The organism is Roseisolibacter agri, assembly GCF_030159095.1.
Taxonomy (GTDB): domain Bacteria; phylum Gemmatimonadota; class Gemmatimonadetes; order Gemmatimonadales; family Gemmatimonadaceae; genus Roseisolibacter; species Roseisolibacter agri.
Genome location: NZ_BRXS01000009.1, coordinates 50,960 through 74,033 on the forward strand (window position 1 = coordinate 50,960; position 23,074 = coordinate 74,033).

18 protein-coding genes are annotated in these 23,074 nt (G+C 74.5%); 7 read left to right on the forward strand and 11 right to left on the reverse strand.

Annotated elements, in window-relative coordinates; genetic code table 11:
• Positions 1 to 460: 460 nt before the first annotated feature.
• The 4 genes from rosag_RS24160 to rosag_RS24175 all read right to left on the reverse strand — a co-directional run bounded on the left by rosag_RS24160 (position 461) and on the right by rosag_RS24175 (position 8,041).
• Positions 461 to 3,691 (reverse strand): efflux RND transporter permease subunit, encoded by a 3,231-nt coding sequence (locus rosag_RS24160; RefSeq protein WP_284352757.1) that lies wholly within the window; start codon positions 3,689 to 3,691, stop codon positions 461 to 463.
• On the reverse strand, positions 3,688 to 4,935 hold the full coding sequence (locus rosag_RS24165; protein ID WP_284352758.1) for an efflux RND transporter periplasmic adaptor subunit: 1,248 nt from the start codon (positions 4,933 to 4,935) through the stop codon (positions 3,688 to 3,690). Before rosag_RS24165 ends, rosag_RS24160 begins: the two co-directional genes overlap by 4 nt.
• A gap of 11 nt (positions 4,936 to 4,946) precedes the next feature.
• A complete protein-coding gene (locus rosag_RS24170; RefSeq protein WP_284352759.1) occupies positions 4,947 to 6,464 on the reverse strand; it encodes a TolC family protein in 1,518 nt (505 codons plus the stop codon).
• Between the two features lie 242 nt (positions 6,465 to 6,706).
• Complete coding sequence (locus rosag_RS24175) at positions 6,707 to 8,041, reverse strand: hypothetical protein (RefSeq protein ID WP_284352760.1); 1,335 nt, start codon at positions 8,039 to 8,041, stop codon at positions 6,707 to 6,709.
• A 130-nt stretch (positions 8,042 to 8,171) separates the two neighbouring features.
• Between rosag_RS24175 and rosag_RS24180 the strand changes: the two genes are divergently transcribed.
• Both rosag_RS24180 and rosag_RS24185 read left to right on the forward strand, forming a co-directional pair.
• Positions 8,172 to 9,026 (forward strand): hypothetical protein, encoded by an 855-nt coding sequence (locus rosag_RS24180; protein ID WP_284352761.1) that lies wholly within the window; start codon positions 8,172 to 8,174, stop codon positions 9,024 to 9,026.
• A 7-nt stretch (positions 9,027 to 9,033) separates the two neighbouring features.
• On the forward strand, positions 9,034 to 9,969 hold the full coding sequence (locus rosag_RS24185) for a phosphodiester glycosidase family protein (RefSeq protein WP_284352762.1): 936 nt from the start codon (positions 9,034 to 9,036) through the stop codon (positions 9,967 to 9,969).
• A 159-nt stretch (positions 9,970 to 10,128) separates the two neighbouring features.
• On the opposite strand, the gene rosag_RS24190 is transcribed toward rosag_RS24185, so the two are convergent.
• Together rosag_RS24190 and rosag_RS24195 are read right to left on the reverse strand one after the other, a co-directional pair.
• A complete protein-coding gene (locus tag rosag_RS24190; RefSeq protein ID WP_284352763.1) occupies positions 10,129 to 10,608 on the reverse strand; it encodes a GlcG/HbpS family heme-binding protein in 480 nt (159 codons plus the stop codon).
• A 356-nt stretch (positions 10,609 to 10,964) separates the two neighbouring features.
• Complete coding sequence (locus rosag_RS24195; RefSeq protein ID WP_284352764.1) at positions 10,965 to 11,861, reverse strand: AraC family transcriptional regulator; 897 nt, start codon at positions 11,859 to 11,861, stop codon at positions 10,965 to 10,967.
• Positions 11,862 to 12,293: 432 nt separating this feature from the next.
• Between rosag_RS24195 and rosag_RS24200 the strand changes: the two genes are divergently transcribed.
• Positions 12,294 to 12,749 (forward strand): hypothetical protein, encoded by a 456-nt coding sequence (locus tag rosag_RS24200; protein WP_284352765.1) that lies wholly within the window; start codon positions 12,294 to 12,296, stop codon positions 12,747 to 12,749.
• 160 nt (positions 12,750 to 12,909) lie between these two features.
• Here the strand turns inward: rosag_RS24200 and rosag_RS24205 are convergent, their stop codons facing one another.
• The 4 genes from rosag_RS24205 to rosag_RS24220 form a co-directional block, all read right to left on the reverse strand.
• A complete protein-coding gene (locus rosag_RS24205; protein ID WP_284352766.1) occupies positions 12,910 to 14,124 on the reverse strand; it encodes a DUF2911 domain-containing protein in 1,215 nt (404 codons plus the stop codon).
• A 134-nt stretch (positions 14,125 to 14,258) separates the two neighbouring features.
• On the reverse strand, positions 14,259 to 15,485 hold the full coding sequence (locus rosag_RS24210; protein WP_284352767.1) for a GIY-YIG nuclease family protein: 1,227 nt from the start codon (positions 15,483 to 15,485) through the stop codon (positions 14,259 to 14,261).
• Between the two features lie 126 nt (positions 15,486 to 15,611).
• Complete coding sequence (locus tag rosag_RS24215; protein WP_284352768.1) at positions 15,612 to 18,407, reverse strand: DUF5916 domain-containing protein; 2,796 nt, start codon at positions 18,405 to 18,407, stop codon at positions 15,612 to 15,614.
• 132 nt (positions 18,408 to 18,539) lie between these two features.
• Positions 18,540 to 19,313, reverse strand: a complete 774-nt coding sequence (locus tag rosag_RS24220; protein ID WP_284352769.1) for a helical backbone metal receptor — start codon at positions 19,311 to 19,313, stop codon at positions 18,540 to 18,542.
• Between the two features lie 283 nt (positions 19,314 to 19,596).
• On the opposite strand from rosag_RS24220, the gene rosag_RS24225 reads away from it, so the two are divergent.
• Entirely contained in the window at positions 19,597 to 19,794 is a 198-nt protein-coding gene (locus tag rosag_RS24225) for a hypothetical protein (protein ID WP_284352798.1), read from the forward strand.
• 17 nt (positions 19,795 to 19,811) lie between these two features.
• Positions 19,812 to 20,546, forward strand: a complete 735-nt coding sequence (locus tag rosag_RS24230) for a DUF1207 domain-containing protein (protein ID WP_284352797.1) — start codon at positions 19,812 to 19,814, stop codon at positions 20,544 to 20,546.
• 75 nt (positions 20,547 to 20,621) lie between these two features.
• On the opposite strand, the gene rosag_RS24235 is transcribed toward rosag_RS24230, so the two are convergent.
• The gene (locus tag rosag_RS24235) at positions 20,622 to 21,305 is read right to left on the reverse strand and encodes a YciE/YciF ferroxidase family protein (RefSeq protein ID WP_284352770.1); all 684 of its coding nucleotides are present in this window, start codon (positions 21,303 to 21,305) and stop codon (positions 20,622 to 20,624) included.
• A gap of 398 nt (positions 21,306 to 21,703) precedes the next feature.
• On the opposite strand from rosag_RS24235, the gene rosag_RS24240 reads away from it, so the two are divergent.
• Together rosag_RS24240 and rosag_RS24245 are read left to right on the forward strand one after the other, a co-directional pair.
• The gene (locus rosag_RS24240; RefSeq protein WP_284352771.1) at positions 21,704 to 22,333 is read left to right on the forward strand and encodes an ATP-dependent Clp protease proteolytic subunit; all 630 of its coding nucleotides are present in this window, start codon (positions 21,704 to 21,706) and stop codon (positions 22,331 to 22,333) included.
• Positions 22,334 to 22,414: 81 nt separating this feature from the next.
• Positions 22,415 to 23,038, forward strand: a complete 624-nt coding sequence (locus tag rosag_RS24245) for an ECF-type sigma factor (protein WP_284352772.1) — start codon at positions 22,415 to 22,417, stop codon at positions 23,036 to 23,038.
• The last annotated feature ends 36 nt before the right edge of the window (positions 23,039 to 23,074 follow it).

The window sequence follows — 23,074 nt, forward strand, 5'->3', positions numbered from 1 at the left end:
AGCGGGGGCGCGGCGCCTCGGCACCGCGCGCGCATCGACAGCCCTCGTGCAGCATGTGATGCGCAACGCAACGACGACGTAGTAAGGGCAGGAAAGCGCGTCGTCAAGAGATTGGCGCGAAAAAGGCGCGGATCGCGCGAAAAAACGTCTCCGACGTGCTCCAAATCGCATCCGACGCACCTCACGAGCACCTCGCGAGCACCTCGCGAGCACCTCACGCACACCTCCTCGACGCGTCCTCGACGCGTCCTCGACGCGTCCTCGACGCGGTGTCGACGCACGCGCGCACGTGTCGCACGCACGCCGCACACGCCATCCGCGTGCCATGCGTGCGTCGTCGGCGCGCGCGTGCATCACGCGACAGCCACCAACGCGAACGGGCGGCTCGTGTGAGCCGCCCGTTCGGTGCATCGAGCCGTCGTCCGTCCGCGATCGGTCGCCGGTGATCAGTCGCCGGCGATCAGTCGCCGGCCATCGGCGTCGGCGCGGGGGCGGTCGCCGGCGTGGGCGCCGGCGTCGGCCGGCTGCCGAAGCGCGCCTTCAGCCACGCCGCCAGGTCGTCGAGCAGCGTGTACACGACCGGCACCACGAACAGCGTGAGCAGCGTCGACGTGATCAGCCCACCGATCACCGCGCGCCCCATCGGCGCCCGCTGCTCCGCCCCCTCGCCGAGCGCCATCGCCAGCGGCACCATGCCGAAGATCATCGCCGCGGTGGTCATGATGATCGGGCGCAGGCGCGTGCGGGCCGCCGTCAGCAGGGCGTCGACGCGGGCCATCCCCGCCGCGCGCTGCTGGTTCGCGAAGTCCACCAGCAGGATCCCGTTCTTGGTCACGAGCCCCATCAGCATGATGATGCCGATCATCGTGTAGACGTTGAGGCTCCCGCCCGTCGCCAGCAGGGCCACCGCCACGCCGATGAAGCTCAGCGGCAGCGCGAGCATGATCGCCAGCGGCTGGACGAAGCTGCCGAACAGCGACGCCAGGATCAGGTAGATGAACACCACCGCGAGGACGATCGCCTCGAGCACGTAGCCCTTGGTCTCCTCGAGGTTCTGCACGTCGCCGCGGAACACCGTCCGGTAGCCCGGCGGCAGCCCCACCGAGTCGATCGCCAGCGCCGCCCGGTCGGCCACCTCGCCCATCGCATAGCCCGGCAGCACGCCCGCCGACAGGCTCACCTGCCGCTCCAGCATCGAGCGCTCGATCTGCTGCGGGCCGACGCCCGGGCGCACCTCCGCGACCTCGGACAGCGGCACCATCGCGGCCTGCCCGGTGCGCGGGTCCTGCCGCGTGCTGGGGATCACGATGTTGGCGACGTCGGCGGCCGAGGCGCGCAGCGAGTCGGGGTAGATCACGACGACGTCGTGCGAGTAGCCCTGCGGATCCTCCCACTCGGTCGCCCGCAGCCCGGTGAACAGCGGCTGGATGGTCGTCGAGATCGGGCCGATCCCGAGCCCGGCGGCCCACGCGCGGTCGCGGTCCACGCGCACGTCGAGCTGCGGGATGTCGCCCTCCTCGCTCGACTGCGGCTCGGCGACGCCGGGCACGCGGCGCAGCACCTCGAGCACCTCCGCGGCGGCCAGCTTCAGGCGCGACGCCTCCGGGCCCTGCACGTTGATGCGGATCGGCTGCCCGAAGCCGCCGAAGATCGTCTGCGTGCCCTGCACGTTGGCGCGCACGCCGGGGATGCGCGGCAGCTCCCGGCGCAGCGCGGTCTGGATGTCCTGCTGCGAGCGCGTGCGCTCCGCCTTGGGGCTCAGCCGCACGTAGATCGACCCGTTGTTCGGCGAGCCGCGGAAGCCGCCGCCGATGTTCAGGTACGTGAACTGGACCTCGGGGTTCTTGCGCAGCGCGTGGGCCACGGCCAGCCCGCGGTTCATCGTGTACTCGAGCGACGAGCCGGGCGTGGTGCGGAAGCCGACGTTGAACTCGCCGCCGTCGAAGTCGGGGAGCCAGGTGAAGCCGATCTTCCCGATCAGGAGGAAGGCGACCACGATCGACGAGGCGGCCATCCCGACCACCGTCAGGCGGTGCGACAGCGCCCACGACAGCCCGCGCGGATAGCGGTCGGCCACGCGCTCGAACCAGTCGTTGAAGCGCTGGGCGACCTTCTGGATGAAGTTCCGCTTCCGGACCGGCGCGTCGACCGCGAGGTGCCCGTCGGCGCCGCGGTGGTGCAGGTCGACCTCGGGGTCGTGCCAGATGCTCGAGAGCATCGGGTCGAGCGTGAAGCTCACGAACAGCGACACGATCACCGCCGCCGCCACGGTGACGCCGAACTGGAAGAAGATCTTGCCGATCTGCCCGCCCATGAACGCCACGGGGATGAACACCGCGATGACGGCCATCGTCGTGGCGAACACCGCCAGCCCGATCTCGTCGGTGCCCTCCTTCGCCGCCCGCTCGTGGTCCTTCCCCATCTCCAGGTGGCGGACGATGTTCTCGCGCACCACGATCGCGTCGTCGATCAGCAGCCCGATCGCCAGCGACAGGGCGAGCAGGGTCATCGTGTTGATCGTGAAGCCGCAGATCCACATGGCGAAGAACGCCGACATGATGGAGATCGGCAGCGCCAGCCCCGTGATGACCGTCGAGCGCCAGGAGTTCAGGAAGAAGTAGATGATGACGACGCAGAGGATCGCGCCGAGGACCAGCTCGTGCTCCACCGAGTCGAGCGCCTGGCGGATGCGCTGCGAGTCGTCGCGGATGACCGTGAGGCTGACGTCCGGCGGCAGCGTCTCGTCCAGCTCGGCCGCCGCCGCGCGCACGCGCTCGGCCACCTCGACGGTGTTGCTCCCCGAGATCTTCAGCACGTCCACCGCGACCGCGATCGCGTCCTGCCCGTTGCCGCGCCCGATCAGCGTCGCCGAGCGGCGCTCCGCCGTCCCGTCGACGATCGTCGCCACGTCGCCGAGGCGCACCGGCACCGTCCCGCTGGCCGTCCGCCGCTCGCCGACGGTGATGTCGGCGAAGTGCTTGGGATCGAGCACGCGCCCCGTGACGCGCACCAGCCGCTCGACCGAGCCGCTGCGCACGCGGCCGGCCGGCACCTCCTGGTTCTCGCGCTGCAGCGCCGCCATGACCTGCGGCGGCGCGACCGCGTAGGCGCGCATCGCCGCCGGGTCCAGCTGGACCTTGATCTGGCGCGCCGCGCCGCCGACCACGTTCACGCCGCCGACGCCCGGGATCGACTCGAAGCGCGTCGCGACGACCTCCTCGGCGATGTCGGTCAGCTCGCGCACCGGCCGGTCGGCGCTCTGCAGCGCGATCGACATGATGGGCGAGTCGTTCGGGTCGAAGCGCTGGATGACCGGATCCAGGATGTCCTGCGGCAGCTGCCGCCGGATGCGCGCGACCTTGCCCTGCACCTCCTGCAGCGCCTCCATCGGGTTCGTGGAGAGCTCGAGCAGGACGCGGACGTTCGAGTTCCCCTCGTACGACGTGGAGGAGACCTCGCGGATCCCCTGGACGGTGTTGACCGCCTCCTCGATCGGCTTGGAGACCTCGCGCTCGATCACCTCGGGCGAGGCGCCCGGGTACGCCGTCTGGATGCTGACGACGGGGCGGGTGACGTCGGGATACTCGTCGATCGCCAGCCGCTGGTAGCTGACGACGCCCAGGACGACCAGCGCCACCATGAGCATGGTGGCGAAGACGGGGCGCTTGATGGAGACGTCGGAGAGGATCATGGCGCTGGCCGCTTGGAGCCGCTGTCGGTGGCGGGACGGGCGCCCGTGGCCGCCTGGCGCCCGGGTCGGCCGCCCTCCCCGCCGAGGATCTGCACGGTGGTACCCGGGCCCACGCCGGCGACGTTGCCGACGATCACGCGGTCGCCCGGCTGCAGGCCGTCGAGCACCTCGGCGACGCCCGCCGCCTCGTCGATGAGGCCGAGGTTCACCGGCGCGCGCTCGGCGTTCTGGCCGCGGAGGCGGTAGACGAAGGTGCTGGAGCCCGCGCCGCGGCCGGCGCCGACGCCCTCCTGCGCCTGGCGCAGCGCGGTCGTCGGCACGAGCACCGCGTCGTCGATCGTGCGGCCGACCGCGCGGCCGGTGACGAACGTGTTGCCGCGCAGCGCGCCGCCCGGGTTGGGCACCTCGACGAACACGGTCACCGCGCGCGTGGCGGGATCGATGGTGGGGCTGACGCGCGCCACCGTGCCCTCGAGCGTGCGGCCCTGCGCGGAGAAGCGCACCGCCTGGCCCGGACGCAGCGTGCCCGCGAGGCGCTCGGGCACCGACGCCGCGAGCTCCAGCCGGTCGCCGCGCACGAGCGTGAACAGCTCGGCGCCGCGCGTCACGCGCTCGTTGCCCTCGACCGCGCGCGACTCGACGACGCCCGACATCGGCGCCAGCACGCGCGTGTCGGCGAGCCCCTCGGACGTCGCGCGCACGCGCGCCTCGGCGGCCGCGAGGCGCGCCTTCGCCGCCGCCAGCGACTGCTCGCCGACGCGGACCTCGCGCTCGGCGACCGCGCCGGCGCGGAACAGCTCGCGCGTCTGGTCGAGGTTCCACTGCGCGGCGCTCACCTCGGTGCGCGCGCTCTCGCGGTCCGCCTCGGCGCTGCGGCGATCGCTCGTCTGCTGGTTGGGCTCGAACTGCGCGAGCAGCTGGCCCTCGCGCACGGCCTGGCCGGGACGCGCGTAGACGCCCGTGAGGTCGCCCTCGAGGCGCGCGCGCACGACGACGGTCTGCAGCGGGCGCAGGTCGCCCGAGAGCGGGATGCCCGCCTCGATGGGGCCGCGCTTGATCTCGGCGACGTCGCTGGCGGCCAGCACGAGCGGCGGGCGTCCGCGGCCACCGGGACCGCCGGCGCCGCCGGGGCCCTTCGCGGTGGGGGCGGCGTTGGCGCCCTTGTCGCCGCAGGCGGCGAGCGAGAGGATGGTCACACCGAGGACGAGCAGGCGCTCGACGCTCGACGCGCGTGGGGAGTGCATCGAACGAGAGCTCATGGAATCGGAATCGGGCGCCCGAGCGCGCGCGCCTGCTCGGCGGCGGCCAGGTAGACGTCGTAGGTGGCGCGCAGGGCGTTGGTCTGCGCGGTGAGGAGCGCGAGCTGCGCGTCGGACACCTCGAGCTGGGTGCCGAGGCCGCGCTGGAAGCGCAGCGTGGCGAGGCGGAACGCCTCGTCGGCGTCGGCGGCGTTGGCGCGCTGCGCGGCGTACAGGGCGCGCGCGCGCTCGACGCCGGCGCGCGCCTGCGCGGCCTCGACGGCCACGCGCTCGCGCACCTGCGCCAGCTGCAGCTCGGCCGTGCGCGCCTGCGCCTGCGCGAGGTCGAGGTTCCCCTTCGCGCGCAGCCCATCGAACAGCGGCCAGCTCACGTCGACGCGGAACGAGCGGTCGGCGAAGAAGCCGTTGTTCTGGCAGATGCGCGTCGCCGGCGAGCCCTCGGGGCAGTACTCGGGGCCCGAGCGGCCGAGGCGCGTCGGGAAGCCCGCGCTCGTCGGCAGCGCGAGGACGCCGGTGGTGAACGACACGCCGACCGTCGGCAGGAAGTCGGCGCGCGCGACGCGGATGCCGGCGCGCCGCGCGGCCGCGGTGGCCTCGGCGGCACGCACGGCGGCCCGGTCGCCCAGCGGCGCGGCCTCGTCGCGCACGCCCGCCGCGGCGGCGCGCGCGGCGCCCTCACGGCCCATCTCCTCGGCGCTCGCGAGGACGGCGAGCACCGCGCTCGAGTCGGACGCCAGCGCCGTCGTCAGGCGCAGCGGGCGGTCGGTCGGGAGGTTGAGCAGGCGGCGCAGCTCGAGGTACGCGAGCTCGCGATCGTTGCGCGCCTGGATGACGAGCGCCTCGAGGTTCGCGCGCTCGACGCGCGCGCGCAGCACGTCGTAGCGCGCCGCGCGGCCGCCGCGCTCCAGCTGCTCGATCTGCCCCACGCGCTCCGCGGACAGCGCGAGGTTGCGCTCCTGGATCGCGACCAGCTGGTCGGCCGCCTGCGCGCCGAGGTACGCGCGCTGGACGGCGACGGTGAGCGTGGCGCGCACCTCGTCGAGGTCGAAGCGGCTGGCCGCGCGTGCGCGCGACGCGGCCTGCAGCCCGCCGACGATGCGGCCGCCCTGGAAGAGCGACTGCGACAGGACGGCGTTGCCCTGGTAGGTGTAGGCCTGGCCGAACACCGAGCCGACGATGGTCGCGCGGGCGTTCTCGAGGACCTGCTGGTAGTTGCCGGTGGCGCGCAGCTGCGGCAGCGCGGACGAGCGCGCGATGGCGACCTGCGCGTCGGTGGCGTCGACCGAGGCCTCGGCCTGGCGCACCTCGTCGCCGAGGCGCAGCCCGCGCGCGACGGCGTCGGCGAGCGACAGCGCGATGGCGTCGGTGCGGGTGGAGTCGCCCGCGGCGGCCGTGACGGCGGCGCGGGGCACGGGAGTGGCGGGCGGCTGCGCGCCGAGGACGGGCGCCGCGAGAATGGACAGCGTCTGGGCGGCGCGCAGGGCGCGCGCGACCCGGGAATACGGGGGCTTCATGGCCCCGGATATACGCTGTCTGAGGGGGGTTCGTTGCCTGGGAACGTCCGGAAATGGCCAGGGCGGACAGCGGAGGACGGAACGGCGGAGAACGGTGAAGCGGAGGACGGAAAGGCGTGAAACGGAGAGGCGGACCCTTCGAGCTTGAAGCGTCAAGCTCGAAGGGTCCGCCTCATCGTTTCACGCTTCATCGTCTTCCGCCCGTCCGTCCTCCGCCGTTCCGTCCTCCGCTTCAACGCGCCCTAGCGAGCTTCGGCCAGGCCGAACGCCGCCCCCGTCCGCCGCGCGACGCTCCGCGCCGCGTCCAACAGCTGTCCATAGGCGGCGTCCTCGAGCGAGAGGGCGGTGGGGCCCGCGTCGGGGGCGTGGGCCTCGCCGCCCACCACCGAGCGCCACCGCGACACGTGCCCGAAGCCCAGGGCGTGCAGCAACTCGTGGCCGACGACGTGGCGGTCGCGGAGGAGGGCCGGCGTCCGCACCTCGACCAGCGCGTCGCTGATCTCGCCGTCGCCGTTCCACGACACCGTCGCGAAGCCTGCGGCGTGGAGGTTGGGGGTCACCTGCGCCGTTATTCCCCACCAGTCGGGCTGCCGCGGGGCGTCGGCGGGTACGGGCCGGAAGAGCGTCGCGCCCCAGTCGCGCTCCAGCGCGCGCGCGACTGCCCAGAAGCCGGCCGAATCGGCGGGCGAGGCCGCGCGGCCGCCCGTGCTCCAGACGGCGAGCGGGATCGGGCGCCGATCGTCGGGCCAGCCCACCGGCGCGCCGGCCGACTCGCGCGCGGCCGTGTCGGGGCGCAGGCGCGCCGCGCGCCAGAAGCGCGAGCCGTCGGCGGCGCTGGCGCGCGCGGCCGTCAGGTCCACGTCGAGCGTCGTCCCCGCGAAGGTGCCCGTGCGCACGGTCCAGCGGCGCGGCAGCAGCACCACGTCGGCCCGCGCGCCCGCGAAGGGCGCCGGCAGCGGCGCCTCCGCGCCGAACCACGCCGCGCCCCCGGCCGACGGGTCGGGATCGACGCGGAGCGCGCGCGGGGCATCCGTGTCGGCGGCGCGCGGGCCGGTGAGCGGCAGCGCGAAGCGTCCCGCGGCGTCGGTGCGCAGCGTGTCGGCGCGGCCGCTGACGCGCTGCACGATCACGCGCGCGCGCGGCGGCGGGGTGCCGTCGGCCGTGTGCAGGCGTCCGCGCAGGGCGGCCACCACGCGCACCGGCGTGAGCGTCGGGCCGACGCGCGTCCAGGCGACGGCGGTCGTGGCGCCGGCCGCGCGCGCGACCGCCACGCCCGGCCCCGCGAACGCCAGCACGCGCGGATCCTCGGCGCTCCAGCGCACGTCGCGCGCGATCGAGTCGGGGAGCCCGGCGGGCAGCGCGGGCCCGTCGAAGCGCAGCGTGTCGCCGACGGCGACGGTGCGCGCCGCACGCGTCGTCGTGGTGCGGCGGAACGTGCCCGGCGGCCACTTCGTCGAGTCGGCCCACCACGGCTGCGGCGCGGGGCGCGGCGCCGGGCGCCCGCGCGCTGGCTGCGCGCCGAGCGGCACGCTCGAGAGCAGCAGCAGCGCGAGCACGGTCAGGCGTCGAACGGACATCCGCGTGATACCACGCCTGCCGCCGCGAGTGCCGCGCACGGACGCGTGGTGCAGCTGCACCATGCCTCCCGCGCCCGCGACGGGCATGCTGCGACGCGCCATCGCTCCCATCTTCCCGCCGAGGTCCGTCATGCGCCCACTCGTCGTCGTCGCCACGCTCACGCTCGTCCATCTCGCGGCCGCCGAGGCCGCGCACGCGCAGGGCGGGCTGGTGGGACGCATGCGCCGCCGCGCGGAGGAGGCGCTCGTCGGCGCCAACGAGCGGAAGGGTGGGCTGCCGGCGGGCTTCGCGCGGCCGGAGTACGCGCTCACCGAGGCGCGCGTGGCGGCGATCCTGCGCGGCGCCGAACGCGCGACCGCGGCCGCGGCGCGCAACCGCGAGCTGCTGGCGGCGGCCTCGCGCCCCAGCACGCGCGCGCCGTCGGCCGACGAGGCGGCGGCCGCGGCGCACGCGCGCTGCACGCTGGATGTGGGCGCGGCGCTGTCCGCGATGCGCCTGGGACGCAACGGCGCGGAGACGGACGCGACGCGCCGCCGGCTGCTGGAGCTGCAGCAGCGCGCGGAGCGCATGAACCGCGACCTCGAGGCGCAGCAGCGCGCGGGCCGGCCCATCGACGAGCGCGCGGCGATGCGCACCGCGCTCGCGACGACGGACACGATCGCGCGCCTGCTGGGCAAGTCGTGCCCGCCGCCGCCCGAGAGCGCGTGGCGCCTGGGGAGCGACGAGGACGACGAGACGGAGCAGAAGCCGCGCGAGGGCCCGCGGCCGGGCGAGCAGAATCCCGACTCGGTGTTCCGGAGCGAGTCGGGCCTCGACGACCGGCAGTGGGGCGTGGTCCGCGACAAGCTCATCGCGTTCTTCGAGGCGAGCGCGCGCGACGTCGCGCCCGCGGGCTTCGCGGACGACGAGGTGCGCGCGCTGCGCGCCGCGATGCCGGCGCTGCAGCGCTACCGCGCGCAGCTGCAGGGCCAGAAGGGCTGGTGAAGGGCCGGTGATCGGGCGCACGCGGCGCACGGCGCTGCTCGCCGCCGCGCTGCTCGTTCCCGCGCTTCCGTCGTCGCGGCTGGCGCTCCGCACGGACGCGGGCTGGCGGACGTGGTGGCGCGCCGATGCCGCGCCCGCGACGTGGGCGCAGGCCGCGCCGGAGATCGCGCGCGCGGTGCGCTGGCGTCCCGGCGCCGACGGCGTCGCGTGGGGCACGCTGGACCTCGCGGGCGACGGCAGCGCGTGGCGCGTGCACGTGCTGGTCGCGCGCGTGGATCCGCGGCGCGCGCGGCTGCGCCTCGACGGCGATGCGCTCGCGGTGGGCCCACGCGCGGCGACGCGCAGCTGGAACGTCGAGCGCGCGGACACCACGCGCGCGCCGCTGCTGGCGTTCAACGCGGGTCAGTTCACCGACGCGGGCCCGTGGGGCTGGGTCGTGGACGCGGGCCGCGAGGTCGCGCCGCCGGGTCACGCGCCGCTCGCGCCGGCGGTCGTGGCCGACAGCGCGGGCCGCATCCGCCTGGTGCCGCCCGACTCGATCGACGCGGTGCGCGCCGCGGGCGGCATCGCGGCGGCGATCCAGTCGTATCCGATGCTGCTGGACGCGGGCGGGCGCGTACCCGACGCGCTGCGCGCCGAGGGGCGCGGCGTGGACGTCGCGCACCGCGACGCGCGGCTCGCGCTGGGGATCGATCGCGACGGGCGCGTGCTGCTCGTGCTGACGCGCTTCCGCGCGCCGGGCGGACGCCTCGTGCCGCTGCCCGTCGGCCTCACGGTGCCCGAGCTCGCGGCGCTGATGGGCGCCCTCGGCTGCGAGCGCGCGGTGGCGCTGGACGGCGGCGTGTCGGGGCAGCTGCTGGTGCGCGAACGAACCGGACGCACGCTGCGGTGGCCGGGGTGGCGCGATGTGCCGTTGGGGGTACGGTTCGAGCCGGTGCGGTGAGATTCGGAGGACGGTGAGGCGGAGGACGGAACGGCGGAAGACGATACGGCGGGAAACGGTGAAGCGGACGCCGCGAGCCTGAAGCTCGGAGCGTCCGCCGTCTCGTCTCACGCCTCTTCGTCTCTCGCCTCATCGTCCTCCGCCGTTCCGTCCTCCGCCTCATCGCGGTGCCGCCAGCGCCGCCGCTCCCGCCTGCGCCACCTGCCCGTCCTGCGCCGCGCTCGCGCCGCTGACGCCCACCGCGCCGACGACGACGGCGCTCACCGTCACCGGCACGCCGCCCTCGACGGCGAACATGTCGGGGAGATTCATGAGCGCGCCCGCGTTGCCGCGGCCGAGCAGCTCGCTCCACGCGCGGGAGGAGCGGCCGTAGCGCGCGGCCGTGCGCGCCTTGGCGCGCGCGACGTCGCAGAGCGCGGGGAGCACGCCGTCCTGCCGCGCCATGGCCACCGGCTCGCCGCCCGCGTCGACGACGACGATGCAGACGTTGAGGCTCATGCGCGTCGACTCGGCCTCCGATGCGGCGAGCGCCCGCCGCGCGCCGTCGAGGCTCAGCGTGGGCGCCTGGCGCGTCTGCGCGTGGACGACCGTCGTCGCACCGAGGACGAGCAGCAGTAGGCAGTCGATGCGGAAGCGCATGGCGTGGAGGAGGGGGACGACGCCGAACGCCGGCGCCCGCGCTCGCGGGACGCCGGCGACGCCGAATGCGAGCGGCGCTCAGACGAAGTAGAGGATGATGCGGCGATAGAGCTCGTACATGGCGATCTCCCGTGGAGGTGAGGCGCGCGACAACGTGCGCGCATGCTAGTGGTGCGTGGCGGCGTGGGGATGGTGCAGGTGCACCAGATGTGGAGGACGATGCGGCGGAGGACGGAACGGCGGAGCACGATGATGCGTGAAACGATGAAGCGGACGCCTTGAGCTCCAGGCTCGCAGCGTCCGCCTTTCCGTATCGCGCCGTATCGTCCTCCGCCGTTCCGTTCTCCGCTTCACCGTTAGGCGACTCTCCGTCCCACCCGCATCGCCGCGCACGCCCGCGCGTACGCGCCCGGCGTCACGCCCACCACGCGGCGGAAGCGGCGCGTGAGGTGGCTCTGGTCGGCGAAGCCGGTCGCGAACGCCACGTCGGCGATCGGGTCGCCGCGGCGCAGGCGCAGCTTCGCCTGCTCGACGCGCACCAGCTCCAGGTAGGCGTGCGGCGGCAGCCCGACGGCGACGCGGAAGGCGCGCGCGAGTCGCGCCGGCGCGAGGTGCGCCGCGTCCGCCAGCGTCGCCAGCGAGAGCGGCTGCGCGAAGCCGTCGTGCAGGAGCGCGCGCGCCGCGCGCACGCCGCGCGCGGTGGTCGCGCTGTCGACGACGTGGCGCGCGGTGGCGGTCGCGCACGCGTGCCGCTGCAGGAGCGTGCTCAGGGCGTCGGCCAGCAGCACCTCGCCGCGCAGCGTGTCGCCGCGGGGCGCGTTGGCGAGCGCGGTGTGGGCGGCGGCGAGGCGCACCGCCAGCGCGGCGTCGGGGAGGAAGCTCGACGCGAACAGGCGGCGCGTGCCCGGCGCGTGCTCGCCCGCGGTCGCGCAGGCCGCGGCCAGCGGACCGCCGTCGGCCAGGCGCGCCAGCAGCGCGGGCGGCGGATAGAGCGCGCGGTAGCGCCAGCCGCCCGGCGCGGGCTCGCCGTCGTGCGGCTCGCCGGGCTCGATCACCACCACGCCGCCGGGGCGGTAGAGCGCCACGCCGCCGCGATAGCGGCTGGACGCGGCACCCGACTCGACGACGGCGAGCACGAAGGTGTCGTGCGTGTGCGGCGCGAACCGGTGACGCACGAAGGTGGCGTGCAGGAGCTCGAGCGGCTCGGGGAGCGCGACGCGGACGAGCGTGGCGGACTCGCGGCTGACGGGCACGGCGAAGAGGCGCGTGGACGCGACGACGATGCGGGGCCTTTCCCCATACGGGGGCCGACGCGCGCTGGTGCCAATCCCGCAGCGTCCGCGCGCGCCGGTGACGATCCGACACGGCGATCGCGTCGATGGTTGCAATCGCGCTGCGCGTGTGTGCGGCGTGTGAAGATGTGTGCGACGCGTTCGGGACGAGCCGTCGACGCGCGGCGCGCCTGGGACCGGACGTGCGCGCCGCGGGGCAGGACGAGCGCGCGTGCGCGTCGCACGTCGCGGCGGGCGCGCCGTCCCGGGACGCGCCGTGCCGTGCGCGGCCGGGACGTACAAGCCCAGGGGCACGCGGCATCGTAGCGTCGCGATGCGTCGCGACGTCCGGGCGGGCGTCGGCGCGCGAGAAGGCTTCCCGAGATCGCCCTGCCCGTCGCACCGGAGGAATCGATGCGTGCTCACCGCCGTCCCCGTGCCGCCCTCGCCAGCGCCGTCCTCGCGGCCGCGCTCTCCCTCGCCGCCTGCGCGTCGACGCCCTCGAGCCGCGACGCGTCGTCCACCGACTTCCGTCTGAACCGCCCGCGCCCCGGCGACGTGTCGATGCGCACGATCCAGGGCGAGGCGCTGTCGCGCGATCCCGCGCGCCCGCTGCTCGACGTGCTGGCGTCCTACTGGCCGACGCAGATGCGCGGCGATCCGCGCGCGGTGCAGCTCGGCGGCGACCAGGGGATGGGCGCGTACGTCAACGGCAACTACATGGGCGGCTGGGACTTCCTGCGCACCGTGCGCTCGGGGGAGCTGGTGCGCGTCCAGCGCCTGACGCAGTCGGAGGAGTTCCTGCGCTTCGGCCGCACGCACCCGAATGGGGCGGTGGAGCTGACGTTCCGGGGGTCGTTGCGCCGGTGACCGCGGAGGACGGAACGGCGGAGAACGATGGAGCGGAGGACGGAACGGCGTGAAACGAAGAGGCGGACCCTTCGCGCTTGAAGCCTCAAGCGAAGGTCCGCCTCTCCGTATCGCGCTGTATCGTCTTCCGCCGTTCCGTCCTCCGCCGTTCCGTCCTCCGCTACTTGACGGCGATCGGAGTCGTGAGCTGCAGATTGTCCCATCGCAGCGCCAGCGTTCCCGCGTTCGCGCCCGCCGGCTCGATCGCGATCGTGAACTGCTCGACCGGAGTGCTCAGCGTCGTGCTGGTGAGCGGCACGCGCACGAGGTCCATCTCGGGCTTGTACTCCGTGCCCCACTGCTTGGTCTGCTTGTTGATCACCAGCTGGTAGCCCTGCGCGGTCGGCCACGTGTAGAGCGTGTACGTGCCCGCGGGCACCGGCTGGCCGCCGATGGTCAGGTCGCTGCTCGTCACGAACGTCGTCGCGGCGTTGGCGCCGGTGCGCCAGATCGCGCCGTACGGCACCAGCGTGCCGCCCCACACCGTGCGCCCGCGCTTGGACGGGCGGCCGTAGTCCACCAGCAGCTGCGCGGCGCCGAGCGTGGCGCGGGTGGTGTCGCGCGGCGACGTCTGGCCGAGCGCGGCGCGGCTGCCGAAGCTCTGCGCGAGCGCGGCGACGTCGAGGTCGCGCACGCGCTCCACCAGCACCTTGTTCGTGCTGCGCGAGCCGTCGATGGCGACGATGCGCCCCTCGCGGTCGAAGCGCACGCTCACCGGGTCGCCGAAGTACGTCACGGTCGCCGCCGACGCGCCGTCGAAGCGCGCGGGCAGCGCCTGCGCCTGCGGAGCGCCCGCGCCCCACACCACGATCGCGCCGCTGTCCCGCTTCGCCGCGCGCAGGCCGCGCATCGCGACCTCCCACAGCGCGTACGAGTTGGTGATCGACGGGATGGCCCCCGCCGCCGCCGGCGCCCGGAAGCGCGCCACGCTGTCCGGCATCTGCAGCTCGGCGAACGCGCTGTCGGCGCGGAAGGTGTAGACGGCGCCGAGGGCGGCGTTCGGCATCGGCGTGCCGTCGGGGCGGCGCGTGCGGATCTCGGCGCGCGTCGCGTTGCCGGCCGCGTCGAGGTCGATCACGTAGTGCGAGACGCGCGCGACCGGGCTGCGGTTCACGACGTCGCCCTCGATCCGCGCGCCGGTCGCGGTCGTGGTGCGCGTCCAGCGCTCGACCGCGGTGGTGTCGGCGCCCAGGCGCACGACGAACGCGCCGACCTCGCCGGCCGCGCTGGCGGCGGGAGCGCTCTTGCTGACCTTCTGGGGCGCCTGCGCGAGGGCGGGCGCGGCGGACGCCGCCGCGCCCAGCAGGGCGGCGGCCGCGAGGAATGGACGACGCATGACGGATCGGGGCTGTAGGGAGGTCCGGCGCGCCGTGCACGGTCCCGGGTGGCGCGCCGCGCTACATGGTGGCCGGGCCCGCCGCCCCGCGCCAGGGTGCAGACGTCCCATTGCTGTCAGGGCGCGGACCCGTCTCAGCGCGCGCGCGGCACGATCGGCGTCACGCGCGCCAGCTCCCCGGGGTGCCGGCGGAACCAGCTCGCGACGAGGTAGAACTCGTCCATGTCGTGCGTCGGGACCTCGCCGCCGTCGGGCGCGTGGAAGACGCGGTCGACGAGCGCCCGCAGCGCCGCCTCGTCCTCCGGGGTGGCCGGCGGCGCCAGCTCGGCCCGCACGGTGCCGCGGCGCACCAGGTAGAGGCGATCCGTCCCGTCGTGCCCCGCCGCGCGGTACACGAACGACAGCCGGTCGGCGCCCGCGTGGAACCGCTGCAGGCGCCCCTCCAGCCACTCCAGCGCCTCGACGCGCGCCTTCAGCGCGCCCGCGCGCTCGAAGTGCCACGCCTCGGACGCCGCGTGCATCGCCGCGCGCAGCGTCGCGATCGGGCGCGACGTGCGGCCGGCCAGGAACTCGCGCACCTCGTGCACGCGCGCGGCGTAGTCGTCGGCGCCGTCCCACGGCCCCACGCGCGGCGCGATGCACGGCCCCGGGCACGTCCCCAGCTCGACGCGCAGGCACGCGGGCGCGCGCGGCGCCTCCGTCACGACCGCCGCGGACCTCGCGGGCTTCGCGACCTTCCGCGCGCGGCGCAGCGGCTGCGGCGCCGACGGCAGCTGCGACGGGGCGAGCGTGCAGTCGCGCACCCCCGTCGCGTCGGCGAGCGCGCGCGCCGCCTCGGCCAGCATCCACATGCGGCGGAACGGCCCGTACAGCACCGCGGCCTCGGGGTCGTCGCTGCGCATCACCATCCGCAGCGCCGGGACGGGCCCGTGGGTGACCATCAGCCACCCGCGCGGCGCCTCGTCCACGTTCATGATGATGTTGAAGCGCGGGCGGTGCAGCTTGATGAGCCGCAGCTCGCGCAGCAGCGCCGCGAACTCGTCGGGCGCGTACTCCCACTCCAGCGCGTGCGCGTGCCGGAGGATGCGCGCCTGCTTGTCGCGCCGGCCGCCCTTCCGCGCCGCGCGGAAGTAGCTCAGCAGCCGCGTGCGCAGCCGCTTCGCCTTCCCGACGTACAGCACCAGCCCCGTCGCGCCGAGCATGCGGTAGACGCCGGGGAGGTCGCGGCAGTCCGCCTGCACCTGCGCGCGCAGCGCCCGCCGCCGGGTCACCGGGGCGGCGGCGTACGCGGCGTGGCGGAGGTCCTCGGGCTGGGCAGGGGCGCGGAGCTGCGCCGGGCGGGGGGTACGGCGGGGCGGCATGGGGACGGAAAGCTACCCCGCAGCGGCGGCCGAGTGCCCCTGGAAGCTGCGTGCTGCGTGCTTCGTGCTGCGTGAGGGGCGTCCCGAGGTCGGGCACGCAGCACGCAGCACGTCACACGCAGCGGCTCACCGCCCGAGCCAGTAGGTGGCCTTGATCTGGAAGATGTTCGTCGGCCGGTCCCGGAACAGCGCCGCCCGGTCGCGCCCGACGTCGAAGTCGCCGAAGCCCGCGCTCCCCTCGCGCTGCTGGGTCCAGACGAGGAACAGCGTCGAGCCGGGCCGGTACTCCCAGCGCACCACCGCCGTCCCGCGCAGCGAGCGGAGGTTGAAGTTCGGGTTCTCGAGCGTGAACGGCTGCGCCGGCCCCGTCCCGTCCGGGTCGATCCGGTAGCTGCTCGGCCGCGTCTCCTCGTCGCCGAAGACGGGCGTCACCGTGCCGACGTCGCGTCCGTAGCGGCGCATCGCGATCGTGCGCGGCGCGGCGAACTCGTTGAAGCCGCGGTAGTCGCCGCTCGCCAGGAACGGCTGCGCGAACAGCTCCAGCGTCAGGTTCGGCGTGAAGGTCGCGTTGAAGCGCGTGTTCATCGACAGCGTGCGCTGGTCGATCGCGCCGAAGACGTAGCGCCGCCCGCCGAACGCCGTCGCCGTCGGGTCGGTGACCACGTCCACGTACTGCTGCTCCTCGAGGCTCCGGTTCCACGAGGGGCCCATGCTGAGCAGGAAGCGCGGCGACGGCCGGTAGGTGAGGCCCGCGTTCACCGACAGGAACGAGCCGTCGGTGCCGAGCAGCGGCGCGGCCTCGGCGCCGACGTCGAGCGACAGCGCCTTGCGCGAGTCGGTGCTGTAGTTGAGCGAGTAGTCCACGTAGCCGGCGCGCTCCACCACCGGGCCGCCGCGCGTCAGCCGGTCGTCGAGCGACACGGGCCGCCGGATCACGAACGCCGAGACGTTCATCCAGTTCTTCAGCGTCGCGCTGCCGTAGAGCTGCGCCTGCCCGTCGGTGCGGTCGCCGTCGTAGTTGAACTGCGCCTGTCCGCCGAGGCTCGTCCAGACGTTGCGGTACCAGGAGCCGGGCACGGTCCACTGCCGCACCACGTTGGCGTTCATCCACCGGTAGTCGGCCTGGCTGATGAACGCCATGTCGTTGACCTCGAAGCCCGGGCTGCGCCAGTTCTGCGCGGTCTCCCAGAGCCAGCTGCCGCTCTCCTTGGCGATGCGCGCGTACAGCCCGTAGCCATGCAGCGCGCGGCGCGTCGGGTCGTAGCCGGCGCCGAACAGCCCGTCCGACCGCACCTCGCGGTCGGGGCGCTGGAAGAAGTGCGCGCTCGTCTCCTGCGTGCGGCGGATGGCCGCCGTGTCGCCGCCGACGCGCGAGCCCGCGACCTGCGCCATCACCGAGTACGTGCGCTGGTGCCAGTAGTGCTGCACGTCGAAGCCCAGCAGCTCCGCGTCGCGGCGCAGGCGCTCGCGCTCCGCCTGCTCGGGCAGGTCGCGCACGGTGAACGTCGTGATGCCGCCGACGCGCGTGTTGCCGCCGCGCAGGTCCTTCCGCAGCCGCCCCATGAAGTAGTTCGTGAGCGGCTCGACCTCCTCGCGGGCGAACGGCCCGTCGGTGGGGGCGCCGCGCGGGACGTAGCGTGCGGTCGCGCGGTTGGTGAGCGCGTCCAGCACGCCCACCGTCCAGCCGTTGCGCGTGCGCCCCGTCAGCTTCGCGGCGCCGAGGATGGTCGAGGCATCGGGCGCGTCCACGAAGTCCGCCCGGCCGTTCACGAGCCCCAGCAGCTGCGGCGGCCGGCCGATGCGGCGCGAGTAGAACACGCCGAGGTTCGACACGTTGCTGCAGAAGTAGCAGCTGAAGTTGCCGAAGCTGAACGCGTTGGAGTTGGCGACGAAGAACGGGCGCCGCTCCTGGAAGAACTGCTCGAACGCGCTCAGGTTCACGCGCGCGGGATCGACCTCCACCTGCCCGAAGTCCGGGTTGACGGTCGCGTCGAGCGTCAGGTTGGAGGTGATGTTGACCTTGAAGTCCGCGCCGATGCGCGCCTTCATCTCGGTGCCGTCGTGGAACGGGTCGCCCGCGGGCGCGGCCGAGTGGCGGCTGCTCGACACGACGTAGGGCACGACCTCCATCTGCCGCGGCTGCGTCTGGAGCGCGAAGCCCTCCAGCGTGCCGAAGTAGGGCGGCCCGCCCGCCTCGTCCGCGCGCCAGAACGCCCACATGTCGTACTCGTTGCGGCGGCTGATGGTGCGCCAGATCTGCAGCCCCCACGTCTGCATCGAGTCGCGCGCGAAGCGCAGCTGCGAGAGCGGGATGCGGAACTCGGCCGACCAGCCGGCGGAGTCCACGTGCGCGGCGCCGTCCCACACGGGATCGAACGACGCGTCGCCGTTGAAGTGGTCGCCGCGCACGCCGAGCGGGTTGAGCTCGAACCAGACGCGCGTGTTGCGGTCGCGGAACGGGTCGAAGACGAGCGCGATCTTGTCCGACGCGCTGCCGTTCAGCAGCTGGTCGCGGCGCGCCAGCAGCGCGCGCACGCCGCCGGGGCCCGCGGCGTCGTGCATGCGCGCGCCGACGTAGAGCGTGGTCGCGTCGTAGAGCACGCGCACCTCGGTGCGTTCCGTGGCGGGCGCGCCCTGGTCGGGCTGCTGCTGGCGGAAGCCGGTGATGACCGGCGCGGCCGCCCACGCGGCGTCGTCCAGCCGGCCGTCGACGGTGATGCTGCCCTGGCGCGGCGCGGGGCGGCCGGTGGGGCGCGGGTCGTTCTGGGAGCCGACGACCGTGCGCGTGGTGGTGCCGGTCTGCGCGGCGGCCGCGATGGGCAGCGCGACGGCTAGCGCGATGGTCGGCGCGACGCTGGCGAACAGGCCGAGGACGGCCGCGCGGATCGCGGGGCCGTCGAGGGATCGATTGAGCGGCGACATCGCCGGGAGCGCTGGAGAGAGAGGATCAGCACCGGCTCCACGTGCCGGCGGGACTTCGACAAGATGAAGTGCCCGACGGTTGGATCGGCGGGCCGGTTTCGCCCGCTCGGTCAACGTCTCGTCAATCGCGTTTCATGACTGCGGTGTCAGCCCCAGCACCTGCGCGGCGTAGTCCACGCCCGCGGGCGTCCGCGAGCCGTGCCACGACAGCAGCTCGCCGTCCGCGAGCACGAAGCGCTCGCGCGGCAGCCCCGTCTCGGCCGCCAGCTCGTCGGCGTGCGCGCCGGTGAACGGGAACGGCTCCGACGACAGCAGCACGACGTCCGGGTCGGCCGCCGTGAGCGCGGTGGGCGTGACCTCGGGATAGCGCGCCTCCGCGTCGGCGAAGACGTTGGCGCCGCCCGCCTGCGCCAGCAGCGCGTGCACGAAGGTGTCGCCGCTCACCGCCATCCACGGGCGGCGCCAGATGAGGTAGGCCCAGCGCACCGGCGGCGCGCCCGTGGCCGCGCGCGCGTCGGCCGCGGCGCGCACGCGCGCGCTCCGCGCCTCGATGTCGGCGGCGATCGACTCGGCCGCGTCGCGCGCGTCGAGCGCCGCGCCGAGGTCGCGCACCATGGCGGCGGTACCGGCGGCGTCGCGCGGGAAGCTCACGTGCAGCGGGATCCCTGCCGCGGCCAGCGCCTCGGCGGCCTCGCGCCGGTTCTCCTCCTCGTTCAGCAGCACGAGGTCGGGCGCCAGCTCGACGATGCGCGCGAGCTTGGGGTTCTTGGTGCCGCCGACCTTCTCGACCGCCGCCACGCGGTCGGCAGGGTGGACGCAGAACTTCGTGCGGCCCACCAGCGCGTCGCCGCGGCCGAGGTCGAAGACGAGCTCCGTGAGGGAGGGGCAGAGGCTGACGATGCGCATGACCAAGAATACGTCGTCCTGCGTGCTGCGTGTGACCTGCCTTGGCGCGCCGGACCTCTGGCCTGTTGGGGGGATGCGGATGCTCCGGATCTGATACGCATCATCCGGATCGCTCCGCTCTGTGCATGGGACGTCGCCGCCGCGTGGAGCGATCCGCAGCATCCGCCGCATCCGGAGCATCCGCGTCCTCGCCATGAGCCGAAGGGAGCCGGCGCGCCGGACGACGCTGGCGGACGGGGCCTGACGCCCGGACATTGGGGCGACCGCCACCCACGAGGTCCGCATGTCGCCGCTCCGCCGCGCCGCCCGCACGATCCTCCTCCTCGCGAGCGCGCTCGCCGCGCCGGGGGCCGTGACTGGCGCGCAGGCGCCCGCGGCGCCGGCATCGGAGCCGTATCCCGTGCGCTGCGGCGTGACGCACCTCGGCCACGCGCGCGCGGCTACGAGCCGATCCCCGCGGGCGACGTCTTCTGCCCGCTGATCGCGGATCCCAAGGGGCTGCAGTCGTTCGTCAGCTACCTGCGCGGCGACTCCAGCGACGTCGCGCGCGACATCGCGTCGGTGGGCGTCGCCGACCAGTTCGGGTTCTTCCGCGTCAACGGCGCGCGACCCGGCGACGGCGTGCAGCTCGGCATCGCGGGCAGCGTGTTCGCGCAGTTCGACCTCGGCGCGTCGTCGTACGACCTGATCAACGCCGACTACATCGTCGGCCTGCCGCTCACCGTGCGGCGCGGCGGCTTCTCGGCGCGGCTGCGCGTGTACCATCAGAGCTCCCACCTGGGCGACGAGCTGCTGCTGCGTGGCGAGCCGTCCGAGCGCATCGAGCGCGAGAACCTGTCGTTCGAGTCGGCGGAGGCGATCCTGTCGCAGGACGTCGGACCGCTGCGCGTCTACGGGGGCGGCGAGTGGCTCTTCAATCGCTCGCCCGAGTCGCTGGGGCGCAGCGTCGCGCACGGCGGCGTCGAGCTGCGGCCGACGGCGGCGGCGCGCATCGGCGAGCTGGCGCGCGCGCGGCTGGTCGCGGCGCTCGACCTCAAGTCGGTGGCCGAGCAGGACTGGCGGACCGCGGTCAGCGCGCGGGCGGGCATCGAGGTCGGGCGGCCGCGCGACGGCAGCGACCGCGGGCGGCGCTGGAGCCTGCTGTTCGAGTTTCACGATGGGCCGTCGCCGTACGGGCAGTTCTACGTCCGCGACGTGCGCCTGATGGGGCTCGGCTTCCACTTCGTGCTCTGAGCGCAGCCGGAACGCTGGACGGGCGGCCCGTGCCGAAGCACGGGCCGCCCGTCCGCCACCTGGTCCCGCTCTGCGTCAGTCGGCGCGCTCGCGCTCGACCTCGACGTCCTCCATGTCCGACCCGCCGCCGTTGGCGCGGCCGTTGGTGCGGCCGCTGGCGCGTCGGGCGGCCGTCTTCCGCGCGCCGCCGCTGGCGGCGGCCTTCTTCGCGCCCGCCTTCTTCGCGGCACCGGCCGACTTCGCGGCGCCGTTCCCACCGCCGTTCAGCGTGCCCTGCACCTGCTGCAGCGCCGCGGCGGCCGAGGTCTCGATGAACTTCGCCATCGCGACCTCCTGCTCGAGGTTCTGCTTGAGCAGGTCCACCACCTCGCGCTGGCGCAGCGCGCGGGCGAGAGCGATCGCGGAGCGGTAGCCGGCGATCTCGTAGTGCTCGACGCGCAGCCCCGAGCCGAGGTCGAACGCCTCGAGGATCGGCTTGGAGGGCTCCTCCTCGGTCTTGAACTCGTCGTGCTCCTCCATGATGCCGAGGATGCCGGGGCACTTCTGGGCGCGCGCCTTGAGGCCCATCGCCTCGAACGCGCGCTCGATGTTGCCGATCTGCTGCTCGGTCTCCGTGTAGTGCGCTTCCATGCGCGCCTTCATCTCGGGGTTGGAGACCTCGCGGGTCATCTTCTTCAGCCCCTTCAGGATGGTCTTCTCGGCGAAGAGCAGGTCACCGAGTTCGTGCTTCAGCAGGGCCTGCAGGTCGTTGACGGCCATCGGATGCGCTCCTGGGATCGAGTCGCGGTCGCGGGGGGCAGGATGCGTGCCGACCACGGGCGGCGGGCGGCGGGCTGCGTGGCCGGCGACGTCGCGCCGGAGCCCTGTGGCCTTTGGGAGGGATGCGGATGCTGCGGATCGGAACGGATGCTCCGGATCGTCCCGCGTGGCGGCGACGCCCCATGCGCGACACGGAGCGATCCGCATGATCCGTTCGGATCCGGAGCATCCGCGCCCCCCAACAGGCCAACGGGTCCGGCGCACCGACGCCTCCCGAGCGGCCGTCCACGCAGCGCGCAGCAGGCAGCACGCAGCCCGGCCTCCAGCCGCGCACGGAGGTATCATCCTCCTGGGCGCCCGCCCGCGCCCGACCCGCACGGTCCCGACCGCTACCCGCCATGCCCACGATCTACACGCCCTCCGTCATCGAGCGCTCCAGCCGCGGCGAGCGGAGCTACGACATCTTCTCGCGGCTGCTCCTCGACCGCATCGTCTTCCTCGGCACGCCGGTGAACGACGACGTCGCCAACGTCGTGATCGCGCAGCTGCTCTTCCTCGAGGCGGACAACCCGGGGAAGGACATCCACCTCTACATCAACTGCCCCGGCGGCTCGGTGTCGGCGGGGCTGGCGATGTACGACACGATGCAGCACCTGTCGTCGCCGGTGAGCACGATCTGCATGGGCTTCGCGGCCAGCATGGGGTGCTTCCTGCTGGCCGGCGGCGCGAAGGGGAAGCGCTTCTCGCTGCCGCACGCGCGCATCATGATGCACCAGCCCTCGGGCGGCTCGGAGGGGACGGCGGCGGACATCGAGATCGCGGCGCGCGAGATCCTCTACACGCGCACGCGCATCAACGAGCTGATGGCGCGGCACACGGGGCGCGCGGTCGAGGAGATCGAGCGCGACTTCGACCGCGACCGCTACATGTCGTCGGACGAGGCCAAGGACTACGGCATCATCGACCACGTCATCACGTCGCGCAGCGAGATCATCGAGGCGACCGCGCAGCCGAGCGTGACGGCGTAGACACGTGCCCGTTCGCGCCGTGCCCTTGCGGAGCCGCCGATCGCGCGCGAAGCTCGCGGCGGGACAGCCTCTCAGGTGCGCATGCTCGGATTCCCTGGACGCGCGGACTCGGCCCTGCACCCGGCGACGATGCCGGACGGCGCGGGCGCGCCCGAGATCGTCGGCCTGCTGGCTGCGTGGCGCGCGGGCGACCGCGCGGCGAAGGAGCGGCTGGCGTCGCGCGTGTACGACGCGCTGCACGAGCTGACGGCGCGCCACCTGCGTCGCGAGCGCGACGGCCACGCGCTCGCGCCCACCGCGCTGGTGCGCGAGGCGTGGGGCGGGCTGGTGGACCCGCTCCACGCCGCGCCGCGCGACCGCGTGCACTTCTGCGCGCTCGCCTCGCGCGTGCTGCGCCGCGTGCTGGTGGACCTCGCGCGCCGCACGCTCGCCGCGCCGCCCGAGGCCTCGGGGCCCGCGCTGCAGGTCGCGCCCGCGGCCGACGCGCCGCCGGTGGACGACTGGGCGCTGACGGTGCTGGGCCTCGACGACGCGCTCGTGCAGCTCGGCCTCGTGGACGCGCGGCTGCCGCGCGTGGTGGAGTGCCGCTTCTTCGGCGGCCTGGACGAGGCGGAGACGGCGGAGGTGCTGGGCGTGAGCGACCGCACGGTGCACCGCGACTGGCTGCGGGCGCGCGCGTGGCTGGAGCTGCGGCTGCACGAGTGACGGCCGCGTGACGCGCCCCGGCCCCGATTACACTTC

Coding starts and splice junctions, on each gene's coding strand:
- rosag_RS24190 (WP_284352763.1), bottom strand. CDS start 10,608: ATGCGCTTCCGCATCGACTGCCTACTGCTGCTCGTCCTCGGTGCGACG.
- rosag_RS24165 (WP_284352758.1), bottom strand. CDS start 4,935: ATGCACTCCCCACGCGCGTCGAGCGTCGAGCGCCTGCTCGTCCTCGGT.
- rosag_RS24225 (WP_284352798.1), top strand. CDS start 19,597: ATGTCGCCGCTCCGCCGCGCCGCCCGCACGATCCTCCTCCTCGCGAGC.
- rosag_RS24215 (WP_284352768.1), bottom strand. CDS start 18,407: ATGTCGCCGCTCAATCGATCCCTCGACGGCCCCGCGATCCGCGCGGCC.
- rosag_RS24210 (WP_284352767.1), bottom strand. CDS start 15,485: ATGCCGCCCCGCCGTACCCCCCGCCCGGCGCAGCTCCGCGCCCCTGCC.
- rosag_RS24200 (WP_284352765.1), top strand. CDS start 12,294: ATGCGTGCTCACCGCCGTCCCCGTGCCGCCCTCGCCAGCGCCGTCCTC.
- rosag_RS24180 (WP_284352761.1), top strand. CDS start 8,172: ATGCGCCCACTCGTCGTCGTCGCCACGCTCACGCTCGTCCATCTCGCG.
- rosag_RS24205 (WP_284352766.1), bottom strand. CDS start 14,124: ATGCGTCGTCCATTCCTCGCGGCCGCCGCCCTGCTGGGCGCGGCGGCG.
- rosag_RS24160 (WP_284352757.1), bottom strand. CDS start 3,691: ATGATCCTCTCCGACGTCTCCATCAAGCGCCCCGTCTTCGCCACCATG.
- rosag_RS24175 (WP_284352760.1), bottom strand. CDS start 8,041: ATGTCCGTTCGACGCCTGACCGTGCTCGCGCTGCTGCTGCTCTCGAGC.
- rosag_RS24240 (WP_284352771.1), top strand. CDS start 21,704: ATGCCCACGATCTACACGCCCTCCGTCATCGAGCGCTCCAGCCGCGGC.
- rosag_RS24170 (WP_284352759.1), bottom strand. CDS start 6,464: ATGAAGCCCCCGTATTCCCGGGTCGCGCGCGCCCTGCGCGCCGCCCAG.
- rosag_RS24245 (WP_284352772.1), top strand. CDS start 22,415: ATGCTCGGATTCCCTGGACGCGCGGACTCGGCCCTGCACCCGGCGACG.
- rosag_RS24235 (WP_284352770.1), bottom strand. CDS start 21,305: ATGGCCGTCAACGACCTGCAGGCCCTGCTGAAGCACGAACTCGGTGAC.
- rosag_RS24220 (WP_284352769.1), bottom strand. CDS start 19,313: ATGCGCATCGTCAGCCTCTGCCCCTCCCTCACGGAGCTCGTCTTCGAC.